Origin of the sequence: Pantoea sp. Ft-CA_14 (assembly GCF_024520875.1) — a bacterium.
Taxonomy (GTDB): domain Bacteria; phylum Pseudomonadota; class Gammaproteobacteria; order Enterobacterales; family Enterobacteriaceae; genus Pantoea; species Pantoea agglomerans.
In genome coordinates this window covers 76136-92316 of record NZ_JALNPM010000016.1, presented here as the reverse complement: position 1 = coordinate 92316, position 16181 = coordinate 76136, and the positions used below count along the sequence as shown (strand labels likewise).

Annotated in this window: 14 protein-coding genes; 5 read left to right on the top strand and 9 right to left on the bottom strand. The window is 56.1% G+C overall.

The window, feature by feature from the left end; genetic code table 11:
• Positions 1-5: 5 nt before the first annotated feature.
• The gene (gene bioH, locus NR195_RS20225) at positions 6-779 is read left to right on the top strand and encodes a pimeloyl-ACP methyl ester esterase BioH (RefSeq protein WP_033768069.1); all 774 of its coding nucleotides are present in this window, start codon (positions 6-8) and stop codon (positions 777-779) included.
• 173 nt (positions 780-952) lie between these two features.
• Positions 953-1222 carry a YdgH/BhsA/McbA-like domain containing protein gene (locus tag NR195_RS20220; RefSeq protein ID WP_010253187.1) on the top strand — a complete coding sequence of 90 codons (270 nt, stop codon included), beginning with the start codon at positions 953-955 and terminating at the stop codon, positions 1220-1222.
• On the opposite strand, the gene NR195_RS20215 is transcribed toward NR195_RS20220, so the two are convergent.
• The 4 genes from NR195_RS20215 to yjbE all read right to left on the bottom strand — a co-directional run bounded on the left by NR195_RS20215 (position 1223) and on the right by yjbE (position 6372).
• Positions 1223-2908, bottom strand: a complete 1686-nt coding sequence (locus tag NR195_RS20215; protein ID WP_010253185.1) for an alpha-amylase family glycosyl hydrolase — start codon at positions 2906-2908, stop codon at positions 1223-1225.
• Positions 2909-3036: 128 nt separating this feature from the next.
• Positions 3037-5364, bottom strand: a complete 2328-nt coding sequence (locus NR195_RS20210) for a Tex family protein (RefSeq protein WP_256844854.1) — start codon at positions 5362-5364, stop codon at positions 3037-3039.
• A 103-nt stretch (positions 5365-5467) separates the two neighbouring features.
• A complete protein-coding gene (gene greB / locus NR195_RS20205) occupies positions 5468-5941 on the bottom strand; it encodes a transcription elongation factor GreB (RefSeq protein ID WP_010253180.1) in 474 nt (157 codons plus the stop codon).
• Between the two features lie 182 nt (positions 5942-6123).
• Entirely contained in the window at positions 6124-6372 is a 249-nt protein-coding gene (gene yjbE, locus NR195_RS20200; protein WP_010671558.1) for an exopolysaccharide production protein YjbE, read from the bottom strand.
• A 537-nt stretch (positions 6373-6909) separates the two neighbouring features.
• Here yjbE and ompR point away from each other — a divergent pair.
• Entirely contained in the window at positions 6910-7629 is a 720-nt protein-coding gene (gene ompR / locus NR195_RS20195) for a two-component system response regulator OmpR (RefSeq protein WP_003853014.1), read from the top strand.
• The gene (gene envZ, locus NR195_RS20190) at positions 7626-8993 is read left to right on the top strand and encodes a two-component system sensor histidine kinase EnvZ (protein WP_010253168.1); all 1368 of its coding nucleotides are present in this window, start codon (positions 7626-7628) and stop codon (positions 8991-8993) included. The genes ompR and envZ overlap by 4 nt, the downstream gene beginning before the upstream one ends.
• Positions 8994-9032: 39 nt before the next feature.
• Here the strand turns inward: envZ and pckA are convergent, their stop codons facing one another.
• The 5 genes from pckA to NR195_RS20165 form a co-directional block, all read right to left on the bottom strand.
• Positions 9033-10652 carry a phosphoenolpyruvate carboxykinase (ATP) gene (pckA, locus tag NR195_RS20185; protein WP_089415001.1) on the bottom strand — a complete coding sequence of 540 codons (1620 nt, stop codon included), beginning with the start codon at positions 10650-10652 and terminating at the stop codon, positions 9033-9035.
• A gap of 368 nt (positions 10653-11020) precedes the next feature.
• Positions 11021-11887 (bottom strand): Hsp33 family molecular chaperone HslO, encoded by an 867-nt coding sequence (hslO, locus tag NR195_RS20180; RefSeq protein WP_010671560.1) that lies wholly within the window; start codon positions 11885-11887, stop codon positions 11021-11023.
• Between the two features lie 49 nt (positions 11888-11936).
• Positions 11937-12341, bottom strand: coding sequence for a ribosome-associated heat shock protein Hsp15 (gene hslR, locus NR195_RS20175; protein WP_010253159.1), 405 nt, complete (start codon positions 12339-12341; stop codon positions 11937-11939).
• 13 nt (positions 12342-12354) lie between these two features.
• Positions 12355-13002 (bottom strand): GMP/IMP nucleotidase, encoded by a 648-nt coding sequence (yrfG, locus tag NR195_RS20170; RefSeq protein WP_022624036.1) that lies wholly within the window; start codon positions 13000-13002, stop codon positions 12355-12357.
• Positions 13003-13059: 57 nt separating this feature from the next.
• Positions 13060-15195 carry an intracellular growth attenuator family protein gene (locus NR195_RS20165; RefSeq protein WP_256844853.1) on the bottom strand — a complete coding sequence of 712 codons (2136 nt, stop codon included), beginning with the start codon at positions 15193-15195 and terminating at the stop codon, positions 13060-13062.
• Between the two features lie 391 nt (positions 15196-15586).
• Here NR195_RS20165 and nudE point away from each other — a divergent pair, with 391 nt between their 5' ends.
• On the top strand, positions 15587-16150 hold the full coding sequence (nudE, locus tag NR195_RS20160) for an ADP compounds hydrolase NudE (protein ID WP_010253151.1): 564 nt from the start codon (positions 15587-15589) through the stop codon (positions 16148-16150).
• Positions 16151-16181 lie beyond the last annotated feature (31 nt).

Below are 16181 nucleotides of genomic sequence, written 5' to 3'. Positions count from 1 at the left end.
AACTGATGACGTCGCTCTACTGGCACACCTGCGGAGAAGGAAAACGCGATCTTGTGCTGCTGCACGGATGGGGACTGAATGCCGAAGTCTGGCAAAGCATCATTCCGCGACTCAGTGCGCACTATCGCCTGCATCTGGTCGATCTGCCCGGCTATGGCCGCAGCCAGCATTTCGGTGCGCTGACGCTGGAGCAGATGGCAGCGCAATTGCTGCCTGCGCTGCCACCGCAGTCGATTGTGGTGGGCTGGTCGCTGGGCGGACTGGTGGCGACGCAGCTGGCGCTGAGTGCGCCAGAAAAACTGGCTGCATTGATCACCGTTGCCTCGTCGCCCTGTTTCACCGCCACAGAGAGCTGGCCCGGCATTAAACCGGAGACGCTGCAGAACTTTCAGCAGATGCTCAGCAACGATTTCCAGCGCACGGTGGAGCGCTTTCTGGCGCTGCAGACGCTGGGTACCGAAACGGCTCGCGCCGATGCGCGGCAGCTGAAAGAGGTGGTGCTGTCGCAGCCGATGCCGGAGGTGGCGGTGCTGGATGGCGGACTGGAGATTCTGCGCCAGGTCGATCTGCGCGACGCGTTACCGCAGATTACGCTGCCGTTCCTGCGACTCTATGGCGCGTTAGATGGACTGGTGCCGCGCCGGATTGCGGCGGAGATAGATGAAATGTTGCCAGCATCGCCTTCAGTGGTTATCGAGAAAGCCGCACATGCGCCTTTTATTTCCCATCCTGAGCGCTTTTGCCAGCATATTGTTAATTTTATCAGTAATCTGCCGTGATAATGACGCTTTGAACTGGCAAAATCGCAGACAGCAGCAATACTTCTCTCTGTGAGCGAGGCCGTTGCAATTTTATGTGATTAGTCATGGAAATGACTATGCCGTTCCATACTGCCTTACGCGTTTAGCGGCTGCTTACATCTCACAATGGATCATGAATGAGGGTAAACATAATGAAGGTTTTTAAATGGGTTGTGGCTTCAATGATGATGGGCGCGATTTCATTTTCTGCGATGGCAGCGAAAGAAGTCACCAAAGAAGAAGTTAAGACAATGAACCTGCAGAAGATCGGCACCGTTAACACCACGGCGGAAACCACCTCGCCAATGGATGCTAAAAAAGTGCTGTCGCAGCTCGCTGACGAAAAAGGCGGTAAATATTACCTGGTGATCGCGGGTCGCGAACACGGTAAATTCAGCGCAACGGCTGAAGTCTACAAGTAATTAACGTAGCCACATGAACTGCCAGGCATCCAGCTTAACCGGCTGGGTGCCATCAATTTTCTCTCCGCTCACCACATCCTGCAACGTATGCGCCACCGGTAATTGCGTCTCCACTGACCGTCCACTGAGATTAAATACGCACAGCAGCCCGTCGCCGCTTTCTGGCTGATGACGTCTGAGCACCAGCACGGCGTTTTCGCTCTCATAAAGCGTCATCGGATTATCCGGGTGAAACGCAGGCTGGCGACGACGCAGCTGAATCAGCTGGCCGAGCCGGGTATAGACCTGCTGGCGCAGCCAGTTACCGCCCGCCAGATCTCCCTCAATCTGCTGTAAATCATACTTCTGCCGATTAATCGCCCGGTTGTGTCCGGCGGCGCGCACGCCATCGTAATGGTTACGACCACCCAGAATGCTCTGGATATAGATGGCAGGCACGCCGGGAAAGACCAGCAGAATCGCATGGGCCAGCAAAAAACGTTTCAGCCGCGTGGCGTCATCGTCATCTTCACGGTTGAGCGCATCCAGATAGGTGACGTTGATTTCATAGGGGCTGGTGGTGCCGTCAGGGTTGTTTTTATAGGAGACCAGCGCGCCTTCCAGCGCCAGATCGCGCACCAGCGCCACAATCTCCACTTCAGACAAAATGCCGCGCGCCGGATTAAGGCCGATGCCGTCGTGTGACGCCAGAAAGTTGAAAAAGGTGGTGTCGTTGCTGCTGAGATCCAGAGCGCTCGCCCACTGCCGCAGTGCGCGCGCCGAGCCGGTGTGAATCGCATGCAGCACCAGTGGCGGCAACGAAAACTGATAGACCATCTGCGCCTCATCGTGCCCGTTGCCCAGATAGCTGATGTTGTCCTGATGCGGCACGTTAGTCTCGGTGATAATCACCGTGCCAGGCGCAACCTGGTCGGCAATAGCGCGAAACAGCTTCACCAGCTGATGAGTCTTTTCCAGATGAATACAGCGCGTGCCGGGCGTTTTCCACATGTAGCCGACCGCATCGAGACGCACATAGTCAGCGCCGCGTTTCAGGTAATCGAGCAGCACATTGACCATGCGCAGCAGCACCTCAGGATTGGCAAAGTTGAGGTCGATCTGGTCAGCGCTAAAGGTGGTCCAGATAAAGCGGGTTTCGCCATCCGCCATTTTAAACGGCGTCAGCAGCGGCGAGGTGCGCGGACGCGTCACGGCGCTGAGATCGGTGGCGGGCGGCATACTGATAAAGAAATCGTCCCAGCCGGGATCCTGCGCCAGGAAGTGGCTGAACCAGGCGCTGTGTGCCGACATATGGTTGCAGACAAAATCGAACATCAGCCGGGTTTCCTGATGCAGCCGCGCAATGTCCTGCCAGTCGCCGCACAGCGGATCGACCTGATGGTAATCAATCACCGAAAAGCCGTCATCGGACGACCAGGGGAAAAAGGGCAGCAGGTGAACCAGCGGAAACGTGGATTGCAGGTGCTGCTGATAGAACCGGGAAAAGGTGCTGAGCGTGGGTTTATCGGCTTCGCGAAACTGATCGGCATAGGTGATCAGCACCACATCCTGCTCATCCCAGTGTGCCTTGCGCGGCAGCTTAATGGCCTCGCGGGCGGTGGCGATGTCAGCCAGCAGGCGCGCAAAGGTCGCCTCCGGAAATGTGCCAGCATAAATCTTATCAATCAGATCGGTGATCGTTTCCATCGTGAATTGGGTGCCACAGCAGGTGTTGTTTTTATGACAGGCGTCTTTTTAGCGTAGCGCGATGGCGGGGATTTTCAACCGGGGAGAAGGGCGTGAAGTGGGGGCCAGGCAGTGGCCCCCTGAAAAGCTTAGCGTTTTTTACCGAAAGCCGCAGCCAGCGCATCACCCATCGCACTGTTACCTGCTGACGAGCTGACCGGACGCGGACGACCTTTCGCGGTGTTCTGACGTTTCTCCTCGCGCGGAGCAGCGTTCTTCGCGCCACCACGGGCATTGCCTTCGCCTGGCTGCTCATCAAGACGCATGGTCAGAGCAATACGCTTGCGCTGGAGATCGACCTCCATCACTTTCACTTTGACGATATCGCCCGCTTTCACCACCTGATGCGGATCTTCCACGAAGCGATCGGAGAGCGAAGAGATATGCACCAGGCCATCCTGATGCACGCCGATATCCACAAATGCACCGAAGTTGGTCACGTTAGTGACGGCACCTTCGAGGATCATGCCCGGCGTCAGATCGTTCAGCGTCTCTACGCCTTCAGCGAACTGTGCGGTTTTAAACTCAGGACGCGGATCGCGGCCCGGCTTCTCAAGCTCTTTCATGATGTCGGTGACGGTCGGCAGACCAAAACGTTCATCAATGAAATCGCGGGCACTGAGATTACGCAGGCTGCCTGCGTTGCCCATCAGATCGCTCAGTGCCTGCTCGGTGGCGGCCAGGATGCGCTCCACCACCGGGTAGGCTTCCGGATGCACAGTTGAGGCATCCAGCGGGTTATCGCCATGGTTGATGCGCAGGAAGCCCGCACACTGCTCAAAGGCTTTTGGCCCAAGGCGGCTCACTTTCAGCAACTGCTGACGGTTCTGGAAGCGGCCATGCTCATCACGCCAGCCGACAATATTCTGCGCCATCATGCGCGTCAGGCCCGCCACGCGGGTCAGCAGCGGCACCGAGGCGGTGTTGAGGTCAACGCCGACGGCGTTCACGCAATCTTCCACTACCGCGTCGAGTTTCTTCGCCAGCTGGCTCTGACTGACGTCATGCTGATACTGACCCACACCGATCGATTTCGGGTCGATTTTCACCAGCTCAGCCAGCGGATCCTGCAAACGTCGGGCAATCGACACCGCGCCGCGCAGCGAAACATCGAGATCCGGGAACTCCAGCGCCGCCAGTTCAGAGGCCGAATAGACAGATGCGCCAGCTTCACTGACAATCACTTTTTGCGCCGTGACCTGCGGGAACTGCTGCTGCAGATCCAGGAAGAAGCGCTCAGTTTCACGTGAAGCGGTGCCGTTGCCAATCGCCACCAGCTCAACCTGATGCTTAATGCAGAGTGCCGCTACGGCGGCCGCGGCTTTCGCGGTCTGGCCGGTATGCGGATAGACGGTATCGGTCGCGACGACCTTGCCGGTGGCATCGACCACCGCCACTTTGACGCCGGTGCGCAGGCCCGGATCCAGCCCCATGGTGGCGCGCATACCGGCGGGAGCGGCCATCAGCAGATCGTGCAGGTTGCGGGCAAAGACGTTAATCGCTTCATCTTCTGCGCGTTCGCGCACCGTGCCCATCAGCTCCGTTTCCAGATGCAGCATCACCTTGATGCGCCACGTCCAGCTCACCACCGCTTTACGCCAGCTGTCGGCAGGAGCGTTATTCAGGCGCAGGTTCAGGTGCTCAGCAATCAGCGTTTCGCCGTGGCTTTCACGCGGTGCTTCATCAAACTGTGGATCGGCATTCAGCGACAGTTGCAGCACGCCTTCGTTGCGGCCACGCAGCATCGCCAGCGCACGGTGCGACGGCACGCCGCTCAGCGCTTCATGGTGATCAAAGTAGTCGCGGAACTTCGCACCCGCTTCCTCTTTGCCTTCGACCACGCGTGACACCAGATGGGCATTTTTCCACAGGTAATTACGCACCTTCGCCAGCAGCGCGGCATTTTCAGCGAAACGCTCCATCAGAATGTAGCGGGCACCATCCAGCGCGGCACGGACGTCGGCGACGCCTTTGTCGGCATCGACATACTGTTCGGCAAGCTGCTCAGGAATGTGAGACGGCTCCTGCCACAGCGTCTCCGCCAGCGGCTCCAGACCCGCTTCGATAGCGATCTGTCCACGCGTCCGGCGTTTCTGCTTGTAGGGCAGGTAGAGGTCTTCAAGCTCGGTTTTGCTGAGGGTGGTGTTGATCGCGCGGGCGAGGTCGTCAGTGAGTTTCCCCTGATCGTCAATCGACTTCAGAATCGACTGGCGTCGCTCTTCAAGTTCACGCAGATAGCTGAGGCGGGTTTCCAGCTGGCGCAACTGGGTATCATCCAGCCCGCCGGTGACCTCTTTACGATAGCGTGCGATAAACGGCACGGTATTCCCTTCATCCAGCAGGCGAACGGCGGCGTCAACTTGCTCTGGACGCGCCTTGAGCTCACTGGCAATTATCTGGCTCAGAACTTTCATCATCAGGATTGTCTTGCTTTCCGGGTTGAGAAATAGCCGACAGTTATACGGATTGATGGTTAAAATTGCCAGAGACGCGGACGGCTTTCAGCGATAATCTGAAGGGTTATTGCGGGTAGTCAATCGCGTTGATATACCACAGCGCCGGCCCCACTGGCGTCTCGACGGTGGCGGCATCGCCGACCTCTTTTTTCAGCAGCGCCCGCGCCATGGGCGAGTCGATGGAGATGTAATCTTTGCGGCCAAAAATCTCATCGTAGCCCACAATGCGGAAGCGTTTGAGGTCGCCCTCATCGTTTTCAATTTCCACCCAGGCGCCAAAGAAGACTTTGCCATCCTGCTGGGGTGAATAGTCAACGATACGCAGCTGTTCAAGACTTTTGGTCAGATAGCGAACGCGACGGTCGATTTCACGCAGCCGTTTTTTGTTGTACTGATAATCGGCATTTTCACTGCGATCGCCAAGACTGGCAGCCCAGGTGACTTTTTTTGTCACTTCCGGTCGCTCTTCACGCCAGAGATAGTCGAGTTCTGCTTTCAGCTTATCGAAGCCTTCGCGGGTAATGAGTCGGGTTTTCATGCTATACCGGCCAGAGAGATCCAAAGAAGAACAGTGTAAGACAAAGGGGGCGCGGCAAAAAAGGGCGGGGAAAGGGTTTTTAAAGGCTAAAAACCCACGTTGACTTCCCCGGCGGCGAAAGGGTTGGTGCTGAACAACAATCTGAAGCCAGTAATCTGAAGCTGTAAAAGAAGTCGTGATACTTATTTACCGGCGTGAGTCGCCGTGGTGGTCGATGTACCGGTGCTGTGACCGTCACCGCCGCCGCCGCCCATGGTGGCCAGCGCAACGCCCAGCAGGGCTGCGACTGCGCCAACACCGATGGCGTTAGAGTTACCTTGTGCTGTGGTGGTTGCCGCTGCGCCAGCTGCTTCACCGGTGGCTGTGGCAGCATAAGCTGGAGTGACGCTGCTTAATGCCAGCGCGGTCAGCAGTAAAATTGTTTTTTTCATTGTGTGTAATCCCCGTTGAGACATCGAATGTTGCCTGAGCAGTCTGGTTGAAAACGGAGAAGGCGAAAAGTTGGCTTTACTGATTGATTTAACGGACTTTAATTTCAACTGGTCTTGCTGGTGGCATCGCTGAAACTAATCCGAGAGGAGAGTGGGGCGTTACGCAGGTTTGCTGGAATATTATGCTGCCTGACTGCTGTTGAGGTAGATTATCTGGAGCTTATCCACAATGATGGCTGATCATTAAGTCAAATTGTCTGCTAACCTGCTGAATTCGTTCATCGAATAAAAACTGGCCCGCTTCTGACGCCAGCGATTCAGAGAAACAGAGCCGTTTTTTCAGATTTGCCGTAACAGGGGCCGGGCAGCGCCAGACGCGTTAAAACTGACCCGAAATCGCCTTAAATCAAATATAAGCTCCTGTTTAATATGCTTTGTAACAATTTTGGCTAGAATATAAACCATTAATGACTGTCACTATAAGGCATCTTTTTTTAACAATGTTGGCTCAGGCAATAGCGCCTTTGGGAGTTGAAAATGCAAGAGAACTACAAAATTCTGGTCGTCGATGATGATATGCGTCTGCGTGCACTGCTTGAACGCTATCTCACCGAGCAGGGCTTTCAGGTGCGCAGTGTCGCTAATGCCGAGCAGATGGATCGTCTGTTAACCCGTGAATCCTTTCATCTGATGGTGCTCGACCTGATGTTGCCAGGCGAGGATGGTCTCTCTATCTGCCGTCGTCTGCGCAGTCAGAGCAACCCGATGCCGATTATTATGGTGACCGCCAAGGGCGAAGAGGTGGATCGTATCGTGGGGCTGGAGATCGGCGCTGACGACTATATTCCTAAACCCTTTAACCCGCGTGAGCTGCTGGCGCGTATCCGTGCGGTGCTGCGCCGTCAGGCCAATGAACTGCCAGGCGCGCCTTCGCAGGAAGAGGCGATCATCGCCTTTGGTAAGTTCAAACTTAACCTCGGCACCCGCGAGATGTTCCGTGAAGATGAGCCGATGCCACTGACCAGCGGTGAGTTTGCGGTGCTGAAAGCACTGGTCAGCCACCCGCGTGAGCCGCTGTCTCGCGATAAGCTGATGAACCTGGCGCGTGGCCGTGAATACAGCGCCATGGAACGTTCGATTGACGTCCAGATCTCCCGCCTGCGTCGCATGGTGGAAGAGGATCCTGCGCATCCGCGTTATATCCAGACCGTCTGGGGTCTGGGCTACGTCTTTGTGCCGGACGGCAGTAAAGCATGAAGCGACTGCGCTTCTCGCCTCGCAGTTCGTTTGCCCGCACCCTGCTGCTGATCGTTACCCTGCTGTTTGTCAGCCTGGTAACGACCTATCTGGTGGTGCTGAACTTCGCCATTCTTCCCAGCCTGCAACAGTTCAATAAGGTGCTCGCTTACGAAGTTCGTATGCTGATGACCGACCGGTTGCAGCTGGAAGATGGCACGCAGCTGGAAGTGCCACCGGCGTTTCGCCGGGAAATCTACCGCGAACTGGGGATCTCGCTCTACACCAATGCAGCAGCAGAGGAGAGCGGATTACGATGGGCGCAGCACTATGAATTCCTGAGCGAGCAGATGGGCCAGCAGCTTGGCGGTCCCACCGATGTGCGGGTTGAGGTTAACAAAAACTCGCCCGTCGTCTGGCTGAAAACCTGGCTGTCGCCCGATATCTGGGTGCGGGTGCCGCTGACTGAGATTCATCAGGGCGACTTCTCGCCGCTGTTCCGCTACACCCTGGCGATTATGCTGCTGGCGATTGGCGGTGCCTGGCTGTTTATCCGCATCCAGAACCGCCCGCTGGTGGATCTGGAGCACGCCGCTCTGCAGGTCGGGCGCGGGATTATTCCGCCGCCGCTGCGCGAGTATGGCGCGTCAGAAGTGCGATCGGTGACCCGCGCCTTTAACCAGATGGCGGCCGGGGTGAAGCAGCTGGCGGATGACCGCACGCTGTTAATGGCGGGCGTCAGCCACGATTTGCGAACGCCGCTGACCCGTATTCGTCTCGCCACCGAAATGATGAGCGAGCAGGATGGCTACCTGGCCGAATCGATTAATAAAGATATCGAAGAGTGCAACGCCATTATCGAACAGTTCATCGACTACCTGCGTACCGGTCAGGAGATGCAGACTGAGCGCGCCGACCTTAACAGTGTGCTGGGCGAAGTGGTGGCCGCTGAAAGCGGCTATGAACGTGAGATCGAAAATGCGGTGATGCCGGAAGAGTTAATGCTGGATATCAACCCGCTGTCGATTAAACGGGCACTGGCTAACCTGGTGGTCAATGCCGCGCGATACGGTAATGGCTGGATCAGGGTCAGCAGCGGACGGGAACTGCATCGTGCCTGGTTCCAGGTGGAAGATGATGGACCTGGCATCAAGCCGGATCAGCTGGCGCATCTGTTCCAGCCCTTTGTGCGCGGCGACAGCGCCCGCAGCACCAGCGGTACCGGTCTGGGCCTGGCGATCGTGCAGCGTATCATTGATGCCCATCAGGGCTCGCTGGAGATTGGCGAGAGCGAACGCGGCGGTTTACGCATTCGTGCCTGGTTGCCGTTAGTGGAAAGCATGGCGCTGAGCCACAACAACGGCAGCAACAGCGTGTCGGGATGATAAAAACGGCGCGGCAGTTTCATTGCCGCGCCGCTTCTTTTAGCGTTGCGGGCCAGCTTTCACCAGCGCAGCACCTGCGGCGTTATCCGTGTACTTGTCGAAGTTATCAATAAAACGCTGCGCCAGACCTTCGGCGGCGGCGGTCCACTTCTCCTCACTCTCCCAGCTACGACGCGGATCGAGCGTATCACTATCCAGTTCGCCCAGCGTAACCGGCATCTGCAGATTAAAGATCGGCAGCGTTTCCATCGGCGCATTATCCAGCTCACCCGCCAGAATGGCATTGATAATGGCGCGGGTATTCTTCAGTGAGATGCGTTTGCCGCTGCCGTTCCAGCCGGTATTGACCAGATAAGCCTGCGCACCGGACGCCTCCATCCGTTTCACCAGCACTTCCGCATACTGCGTCGGATGCAGCATCAGGAACGCCGCGCCGAAACAGGCGGAGAAGGTGGGGGTCGGCTCAGTGACGCCACGCTCGGTCCCCGCCAGCTTGGCGGTGAAACCTGACAGGAAATGATACTGCGTCTGCTCCGGTGTCAGACGTGAAACCGGTGGCAGCACGCCAAACGCATCGGCGGTCAGGAAAATCACTTTCTTCGCGTGGCCCGCTTTTGAGACCGGCTGCACGATATTGTCGATGTGATTGATCGGATAGGAGACGCGGGTGTTTTCGGTTTTGCTGCCGTCGTCGTAATCGACGCTGCCATCTTCGCGAACCACCACATTTTCCAGCAGCGCATTGCGGCGAATGGCGCGGTAGATCTCCGGCTCAGCCTGCTCAGAGAGGTTAATGGTTTTGGCGTAACAACCGCCCTCGAAGTTAAACACGCCATCATCGTCCCAGCCGTGCTCATCATCGCCGATCAGCTGGCGGTCAGGATCGGTAGAGAGTGTGGTTTTACCGGTGCCCGAGAGGCCAAAGAAGACCGCCACATCGCCCGCTTTACCCACGTTTGCTGAGCAGTGCATTGAGGCGATGCCTTTCAGCGGCAGCAGGTAGTTCATGATGGCGAACAGACCTTTCTTCATCTCGCCGCCGTACCAGGTTCCGCCAATCAGCTGCATGCGTTCAGTCAGATTGAAGGCGACAAAGTTTTCAGAGTGAAGACCCTGCGCCTGCCAGTCTGGATTGGTGCATTTGGCGCCGTTCATCACCACAAAGTCGGGAGTGAATTCGGCCAGTTCAGCGTCGTCAGGCTGGATGAACATGTTCTTCACGAAGTGTGCCTGCCAGGCCACTTCGGTGACAAAACGTACGCTCAGACGGGAATCGGCATTGGCACCACAGAACGCATCCACCACAAACAGGCGCTTGCCGGAAAGCTGGCGGGTGACGCAGCTTTTCAGCGCGTTCCAGGTCTCCTGCGACAGGGGCTGATTGTCGTTTTTGCCGGTGCCCTGGTCGTTCCACCACAGGGTATCGCGCGTGGTGTCGTCACGCACAATGTACTTATCCTTTGGCGATCGCCCGGTGAAAATCCCGGTGTCTACTGCAATCGCGCCGCTCTGCGTCAGGGTGCCACGAGCAAAACCTTCGAGGTCCGGGCGCGTCTCTTCCTGAAAAAGCGTGTCGTAATCAGGGTTGTAAACCACTTCCGTGGTATCCACGATGCCCAAAGCGGCAAGGTCTTGCGAGGTCAGGCCGTTAACGCGCATTTTACTGCTCCTTAAATCGGTGTCTGTTCTGCAAAGCAGAGATAGGTTGGGATCGTGCCACCGGCTGTTGTATCGGGTGCGGCAAATCACTGACAGTCGACTGCGCTTCGTCACGACAGCCTGCAAAGATCACCGGGCAATTCAGGGCATCTGCCTCTGACTTCCGGGCGTTTGCACGATCGCGCGCAGTTTACTCTTCTGCGTTAAGGGAAAAAGGGCAGTGATCTAAAAATGCGACTCAGGGCGCGTTAAGGCTATGTTTCGAACGTTTAAAAGATGTTATGAAAGTAAAAAAAGATAATTTGTCTGAAAAATTATGGGGATAGGCATTGGCGGCGGGGAAGGGGCGGCAGAAGCCGCCCGATAAATCAGTGAAGCTGGTTATTATTCTCAAGGGAGTGGCTGCGAATACCGGCGATATCGACGGCGTCAAACACGTAGTTTGAGCCGCAATAGTCGCAGTGCATGTCGATTTTGCCATCTTCCGCGATGATCTCATCCACCTCTTCCTGCGGCAGCGTGGTCAGTACTTCGCCACAGCGCTCACGCGAGCAGGTGCATTTGTAGATCACCGGCTGCGGATCGTAGAGGGTGACCTCTTCCTGATGGTAGAGACGCCACAGCGCTTCATTCGCAGGCAGATCGATCAGCTCTTCCGTTTTAATGGTTTCGGTCAGCGTTGCCAGATGGTCGAAAACCTCTTTCTCCGTATCCTGCGCAGGCATCACCTGCAGCAGAATACCCGCGGCGCCTTTGTCGCTGGTGCGGATAAACAGCCGCGTTGGCAACTGCTCTGAGCGCATGAAGTAATCTTCCAGGCACTCCGCCAGAGTTTCACCTTCCAGTCCCACCACTCCCTGATAACGTTCGCCCTTTTCAGGGGAAATGGTGATCACCAGATAGCCATTGCCCACCATGCTTTTCAGGGTACTGTCGTCCGGGATGTCGCCTTTGATACGCGCTACGCCGCGCAGTTCCTGGTTGTTGTTACCGTTGATCACCGCCAGCGACAGCGGACCGTCACCCTGCAATTGCACGGTGATTTCGCCATCAAACTTCAGCGTGGCAGTCAGCAGGCTGGTGGCGACCAGCATCTCACCCAGCAGCGTTTTAACCGGTGCCGGATAGTCATGGTTCTTTACGGTTTCACGCCAGGTGTCAGAGACGTTCACCAGCTCGCCGCGCACGGCGGCATTTTCAAACAGATAACGGTGCAGTTGATCCTGGGCTGACATATTTTTTCTCTCACTGGTACGGGGCGATGGCGCGTCAGCTAAGACGACGTTATTCATCGCCCGATAATTTAAACTTCATCAAATCGCGACGCTCTTTTTTGTCAGGTCGCCGATCGGGATGGGGCATAGTCAGCGCATTCATTTTGCGCGCCTGCGCCATTTTTTCGCGTTTTTCAATGCTGGCATCGGTTTCGCGATAGAGCTGCTGGGCCTCGCTGGCGGGACGGCGCTGAGCGCTGATGTCCGCCACCACTACGGTGCGTTCATCGTTGCCCTGACGCAGTGTCAGTTCCGCATTCAGCTCTACCACCTTGCCGGGTTTGCTGCGCTGGCCGTTGTAATGCACTTTGCCGCCTTCAATCATCTCCCGCGCAATCGCCCGGGTTTTGTAAAAGCGCGCGGCCCACAGCCACTTGTCGAGGCGTACCTCTTCGCTGCTTTTCTCTTTCTTCATTGCTGCTCCTGACTCAGATCAGCGTCCGGTAATCGCCGGTGGCGCGATGACGCTGAAAGATTTGCTCAGGACGACCCGAATCGGGGTTCTTTACGCCTAAGCACTCGCCGATGCCCCATGACGCCGCAGCATCCAGAATCACTTCGCTATCATCGATAAACAGCGTGCGCGGCGCAGAAAAGCCGGTGTGCTGTTGTACCGCCTGCCATAAACGTTGGTCTTCTTTCGGATACCCAAAGGTATGGGTGGAAAGTAATAAATCAAGGTGCGGCGCTAAACCTGTCTGCGCCAGTTTGACGTCCAGATTGTAAGGATGCGCGTTGGTCAGCAGGATAGTGGACTTGCCGGCACGGCGCAGAGCCTGCAAAAAAGGCAGCGTATCGTCACGCAGCGCAATCCGGCTGCGCATCGCCCAGGTCATGGCACGGATGTCCAGCGCCAGCGCTTCTGCCCAGTAATCCAGACAATACCAGTTTAGCGTATGGGCGACGGCCTGATACTTTTCCGCGATGATCGCTTCGGCTTCCGCCCGGGTGATGCCGCGTTGCTGACTGAGTTGTTCAGGCACATGCTCCAGCCAGAAGTGGCGATCAAACGCCAAATCCAGCAGCGTGCCATCCATGTCGAGCAGCACGGTATCAATCTCAGACCAGTTGAGCATGCGGATGTTTCACCCTGTAAAAAAACCGGGCGACAGGGTAGCACAGAAGGGCAGGGCTCAGAATATCGGGCGCACGCTCTGCAAAGTGCCGAGGTTATGATTGAAGCACTTGTCGTAGTAGTGCTGGATATCGATCATGCGCTGGCGATTAAGGTGCATACGGCGCAGCGCCAGTAACCCATTGATCACACTGCAGGTTAACAGCACCAGCAGCAGCAATACGGTGCCGAGATAGCGCCATTGCGCCATGGCATCCGGTTCATTGTGCAGCACGATATGACGCGTGCCGTTTGCATCCGTTGAAATGCTGGTGATGATGCCGCTGGCGCTGAAAGGCGTATGCAGCAGCATGGCGGAGATACGTTGCAGTTCACGCCACTGAGAGGGCGGATCGAGATCAAACAGCGACACGGTTGGCTGAGGCTGATTCACCAGCTGGCGGCCCTCGTCGCTGACGATCAGAAAACCCCCTGGCGGCGGGCTGTTAAGATTTTCTGCTGCACGACGGGTTTCGCGGAAAAAGAAGGTCGAGGTAGCGGTATTGACCAGGTTTTCCAGGGCTTCAGCACTGACCGGCCGCAGCAGCACATTCATGCCGTTTAGCTGGCCGGAATCTGCGCGACGCATCAGCGCTTCCCAGTCTTTGGCATTGCCCAGGTTCACCAGCGCATTTTTCAGGCGCATACAATCCTGTGGCTGATTACAGAGATCCTGCGTTTTCATCACCAGATCGGAGAAGTCATCCAGCAGGATCATGCCGGACTTCTGAATCGCGGAGGCCAGCTGCGGATTCAGTTTAGGATCGGTATTGGTTTCCGGATGCAGCTGCTTTGTGGTGGTCTCCAGCAGAGCAGCGGCTTTATCAATAATGTCCGATTGTGGCTGCGGCAACGGCGTGGCGTTATTCCAGTAGACCGCCGAGCAGTCGAACGGCATGAAGGCGTAACTTCGGTTGCTCTGATAGTTGTCCGGCACCGAACACATGCCGGTACCGCTCACTTTGAGGTTGTCGCCAATATTCAGGGGCACGCTGCTGAGTTTATCGACGCTGCTGACCTCCAGGCTGTCGGTGCCCCTGGCCCAGGCCAGACTGAGCTTGATCGGCATGCCGAGCGGGATCCAGGTGACCAGCATGGTCAGCACCATCAGTGAACCACAGGCCAGCACCACGTTTTTCCGCCAGCGCTGAATAGGGAAGTTTTTGACTTCATCCTGCAGCGACAGGAAGCGACCCTGACGCACCACCTGACGGTTAAGGTAGATCTCCACATCCGTCACCTGTCCGAGATCGTGCGCGACATAAGGCTGCCAGTGTGGTGGATAGGCGAGGTCAATAATCCCCAGTGTGATATTGCTCTGCTCCTGGTTCGATTCGCTGAACAGGCCCCAGCGCTTTGGCGCGCCGCGCAGGCAGTGTATGTCACGCAGGCCGCGCTCACCCGGAATGCGGTAGAGCAGCCACAGGCTGGCGGCAATCATGACTGCACCCGTCAGCACCAGCCAGATCATCAGCGTTGCGGGGACTAACAGGCTGAAGAAGAAGAGTAAGAAGGCAAGAGAGATGAGCACCGCTTCACGCGTGCCATCTGGTCGCGACAGACGATACTCTTCCGGCGTCTCTTTGCGCACCTGCAGCAGTTCGACGTTTTCCGTTTCCGCTTTGCGGATAGAGGCGTTGGTCGACACCGGACGCATCAGCGTCGGCAGCGATTGCTGATCCACGGCGTAATCCACCAGCGAGTGGCCGTTCAGCGAGATCACCAGCGGAATAGATTGGGTGCGGATTAACTCAACGTAGTTTTCGTCGGCGATGTACTGTTCCCACAGCGGCGGCAGATGAACTTCAACTTCATCTAGGTAGTAGCGCCATTTATGGGGATCGTCCGTGGAGAGTCCGTAACGGGTAATCGCACGGGTAACGGGGTAGACATTGTTGCTTTGTGCCGTCAGCGTCAGTCGTTCGGACGCGCTGCGCTTATCGGTCGTCACCGTGGTACGGGGCTGCTTTTCCAGCGCGGCGACATACTTATCAACCGCCTCACGCTCCTGAGCAGAGAGTTTACGGCAGGGCGGACTGATAAATGGCAGAGGTTTCGCCAACGGCGGACGATGCCGCATAGCGTACCAGAACCCAATGCCTGCCAGTATTGAACAGGTCAGCACTATGGCCAGGATCATCAAGATTGTGCTCATGCTCTGCTCAATTCAGCCAAAATGCTGCCTTCACTTTAAACTTTCGCTTTCGGTTATGCTCACTATAAAAGAGGCATTCCGGAAGATTATATAACCCTGAGGAGTCAGACACCCGATGAAATAGTGCCAGCGTATATCTGATTAGCATTTGTTAAACCCTGCCTTGTCCGAATGGTAACCGGCTCAGACTGGATTAAATATCGGTATTATCTGAAACTTATCGCAGCATATTGACTAATGCAAATTTAGTCTTAACTGATAACCAAAGGCTGTTATTCAATCGATGTAATCTGTGTAACGATAACGTGATTGTCTGACTGTCGCACAATTGCCTGTGGTTAGGTATGCTAATTCGCTCCAGATAGCCGGCGCAAAATAATTTGAGGCTGATATGAAAATTCCAAAAAAACCTGACATCCTCAATATCACCGCCGTGGCACGTTCACGGTTATTCACCATTGAATCGGTCGATCTGACTTTCAGCAATGGTGCGCATCGCGTTTATGAGCGGATGAAGCCCTCAGAGCGTGAGGCGGTGATGATTGTGCCGATTATTGATGACCATCTGATCCTGATTCAGGAGTATGCCGTCGGACTGGAAACCTATGAGCTTGGTTTCCCCAAGGGGCTGATCGATTCAGGTGAAACCGTGAATGAAGCGGCAGTTCGCGAACTGAAAGAAGAGGTCGGTTTTGGTGCCGATCAGCTGACAACGCTGGGTAAACTCACCATGGCACCCTCCTACTTTTCCAGCAAAATGAACATCGTGGTGGCGGAAGGTCTTTACGCTGAAAAGCTGGAAGGCGATGAGCCGGAGCCGCTGATTGTCCACCGCTGGCCGCTGAGCGATATGATGTCGCTGCTGGATGAACCCGATTTCCGCGAGGCACGTAATGTCAGTGCGCTGTTTATGGCGCGCGAATGGCTGGTGAAGCAGGGACGGCTGAGTTACTGAATATCATCTGTGACTGAATAAAAAAGGCCGA

Excerpts from the sequence above, each read along its gene's own strand:
- bioH (WP_033768069.1), top strand. The coding sequence starts at position 6 with ATGACGTCGCTCTACTGGCACACCTGCGGAGAAGGAAAACGCGATCTT.
- NR195_RS20220 (WP_010253187.1), top strand. The coding sequence starts at position 953 with ATGAAGGTTTTTAAATGGGTTGTGGCTTCAATGATGATGGGCGCGATT.
- NR195_RS20215 (WP_010253185.1), bottom strand. The coding sequence starts at position 2,908 with ATGGAAACGATCACCGATCTGATTGATAAGATTTATGCTGGCACATTT.
- NR195_RS20210 (WP_256844854.1), bottom strand. The coding sequence starts at position 5,364 with ATGATGAAAGTTCTGAGCCAGATAATTGCCAGTGAGCTCAAGGCGCGT.
- greB (WP_010253180.1), bottom strand. The coding sequence starts at position 5,941 with ATGAAAACCCGACTCATTACCCGCGAAGGCTTCGATAAGCTGAAAGCA.
- yjbE (WP_010671558.1), bottom strand. The coding sequence starts at position 6,372 with ATGAAAAAAACAATTTTACTGCTGACCGCGCTGGCATTAAGCAGCGTC.
- ompR (WP_003853014.1), top strand. The coding sequence starts at position 6,910 with ATGCAAGAGAACTACAAAATTCTGGTCGTCGATGATGATATGCGTCTG.
- envZ (WP_010253168.1), top strand. The coding sequence starts at position 7,626 with ATGAAGCGACTGCGCTTCTCGCCTCGCAGTTCGTTTGCCCGCACCCTG.
- pckA (WP_089415001.1), bottom strand. The coding sequence starts at position 10,652 with ATGCGCGTTAACGGCCTGACCTCGCAAGACCTTGCCGCTTTGGGCATC.
- hslO (WP_010671560.1), bottom strand. The coding sequence starts at position 11,887 with ATGTCAGCCCAGGATCAACTGCACCGTTATCTGTTTGAAAATGCCGCC.
- hslR (WP_010253159.1), bottom strand. The coding sequence starts at position 12,341 with ATGAAGAAAGAGAAAAGCAGCGAAGAGGTACGCCTCGACAAGTGGCTG.
- yrfG (WP_022624036.1), bottom strand. The coding sequence starts at position 13,002 with ATGCTCAACTGGTCTGAGATTGATACCGTGCTGCTCGACATGGATGGC.
- NR195_RS20165 (WP_256844853.1), bottom strand. The coding sequence starts at position 15,195 with ATGAGCACAATCTTGATGATCCTGGCCATAGTGCTGACCTGTTCAATA.
- nudE (WP_010253151.1), top strand. The coding sequence starts at position 15,587 with ATGAAAATTCCAAAAAAACCTGACATCCTCAATATCACCGCCGTGGCA.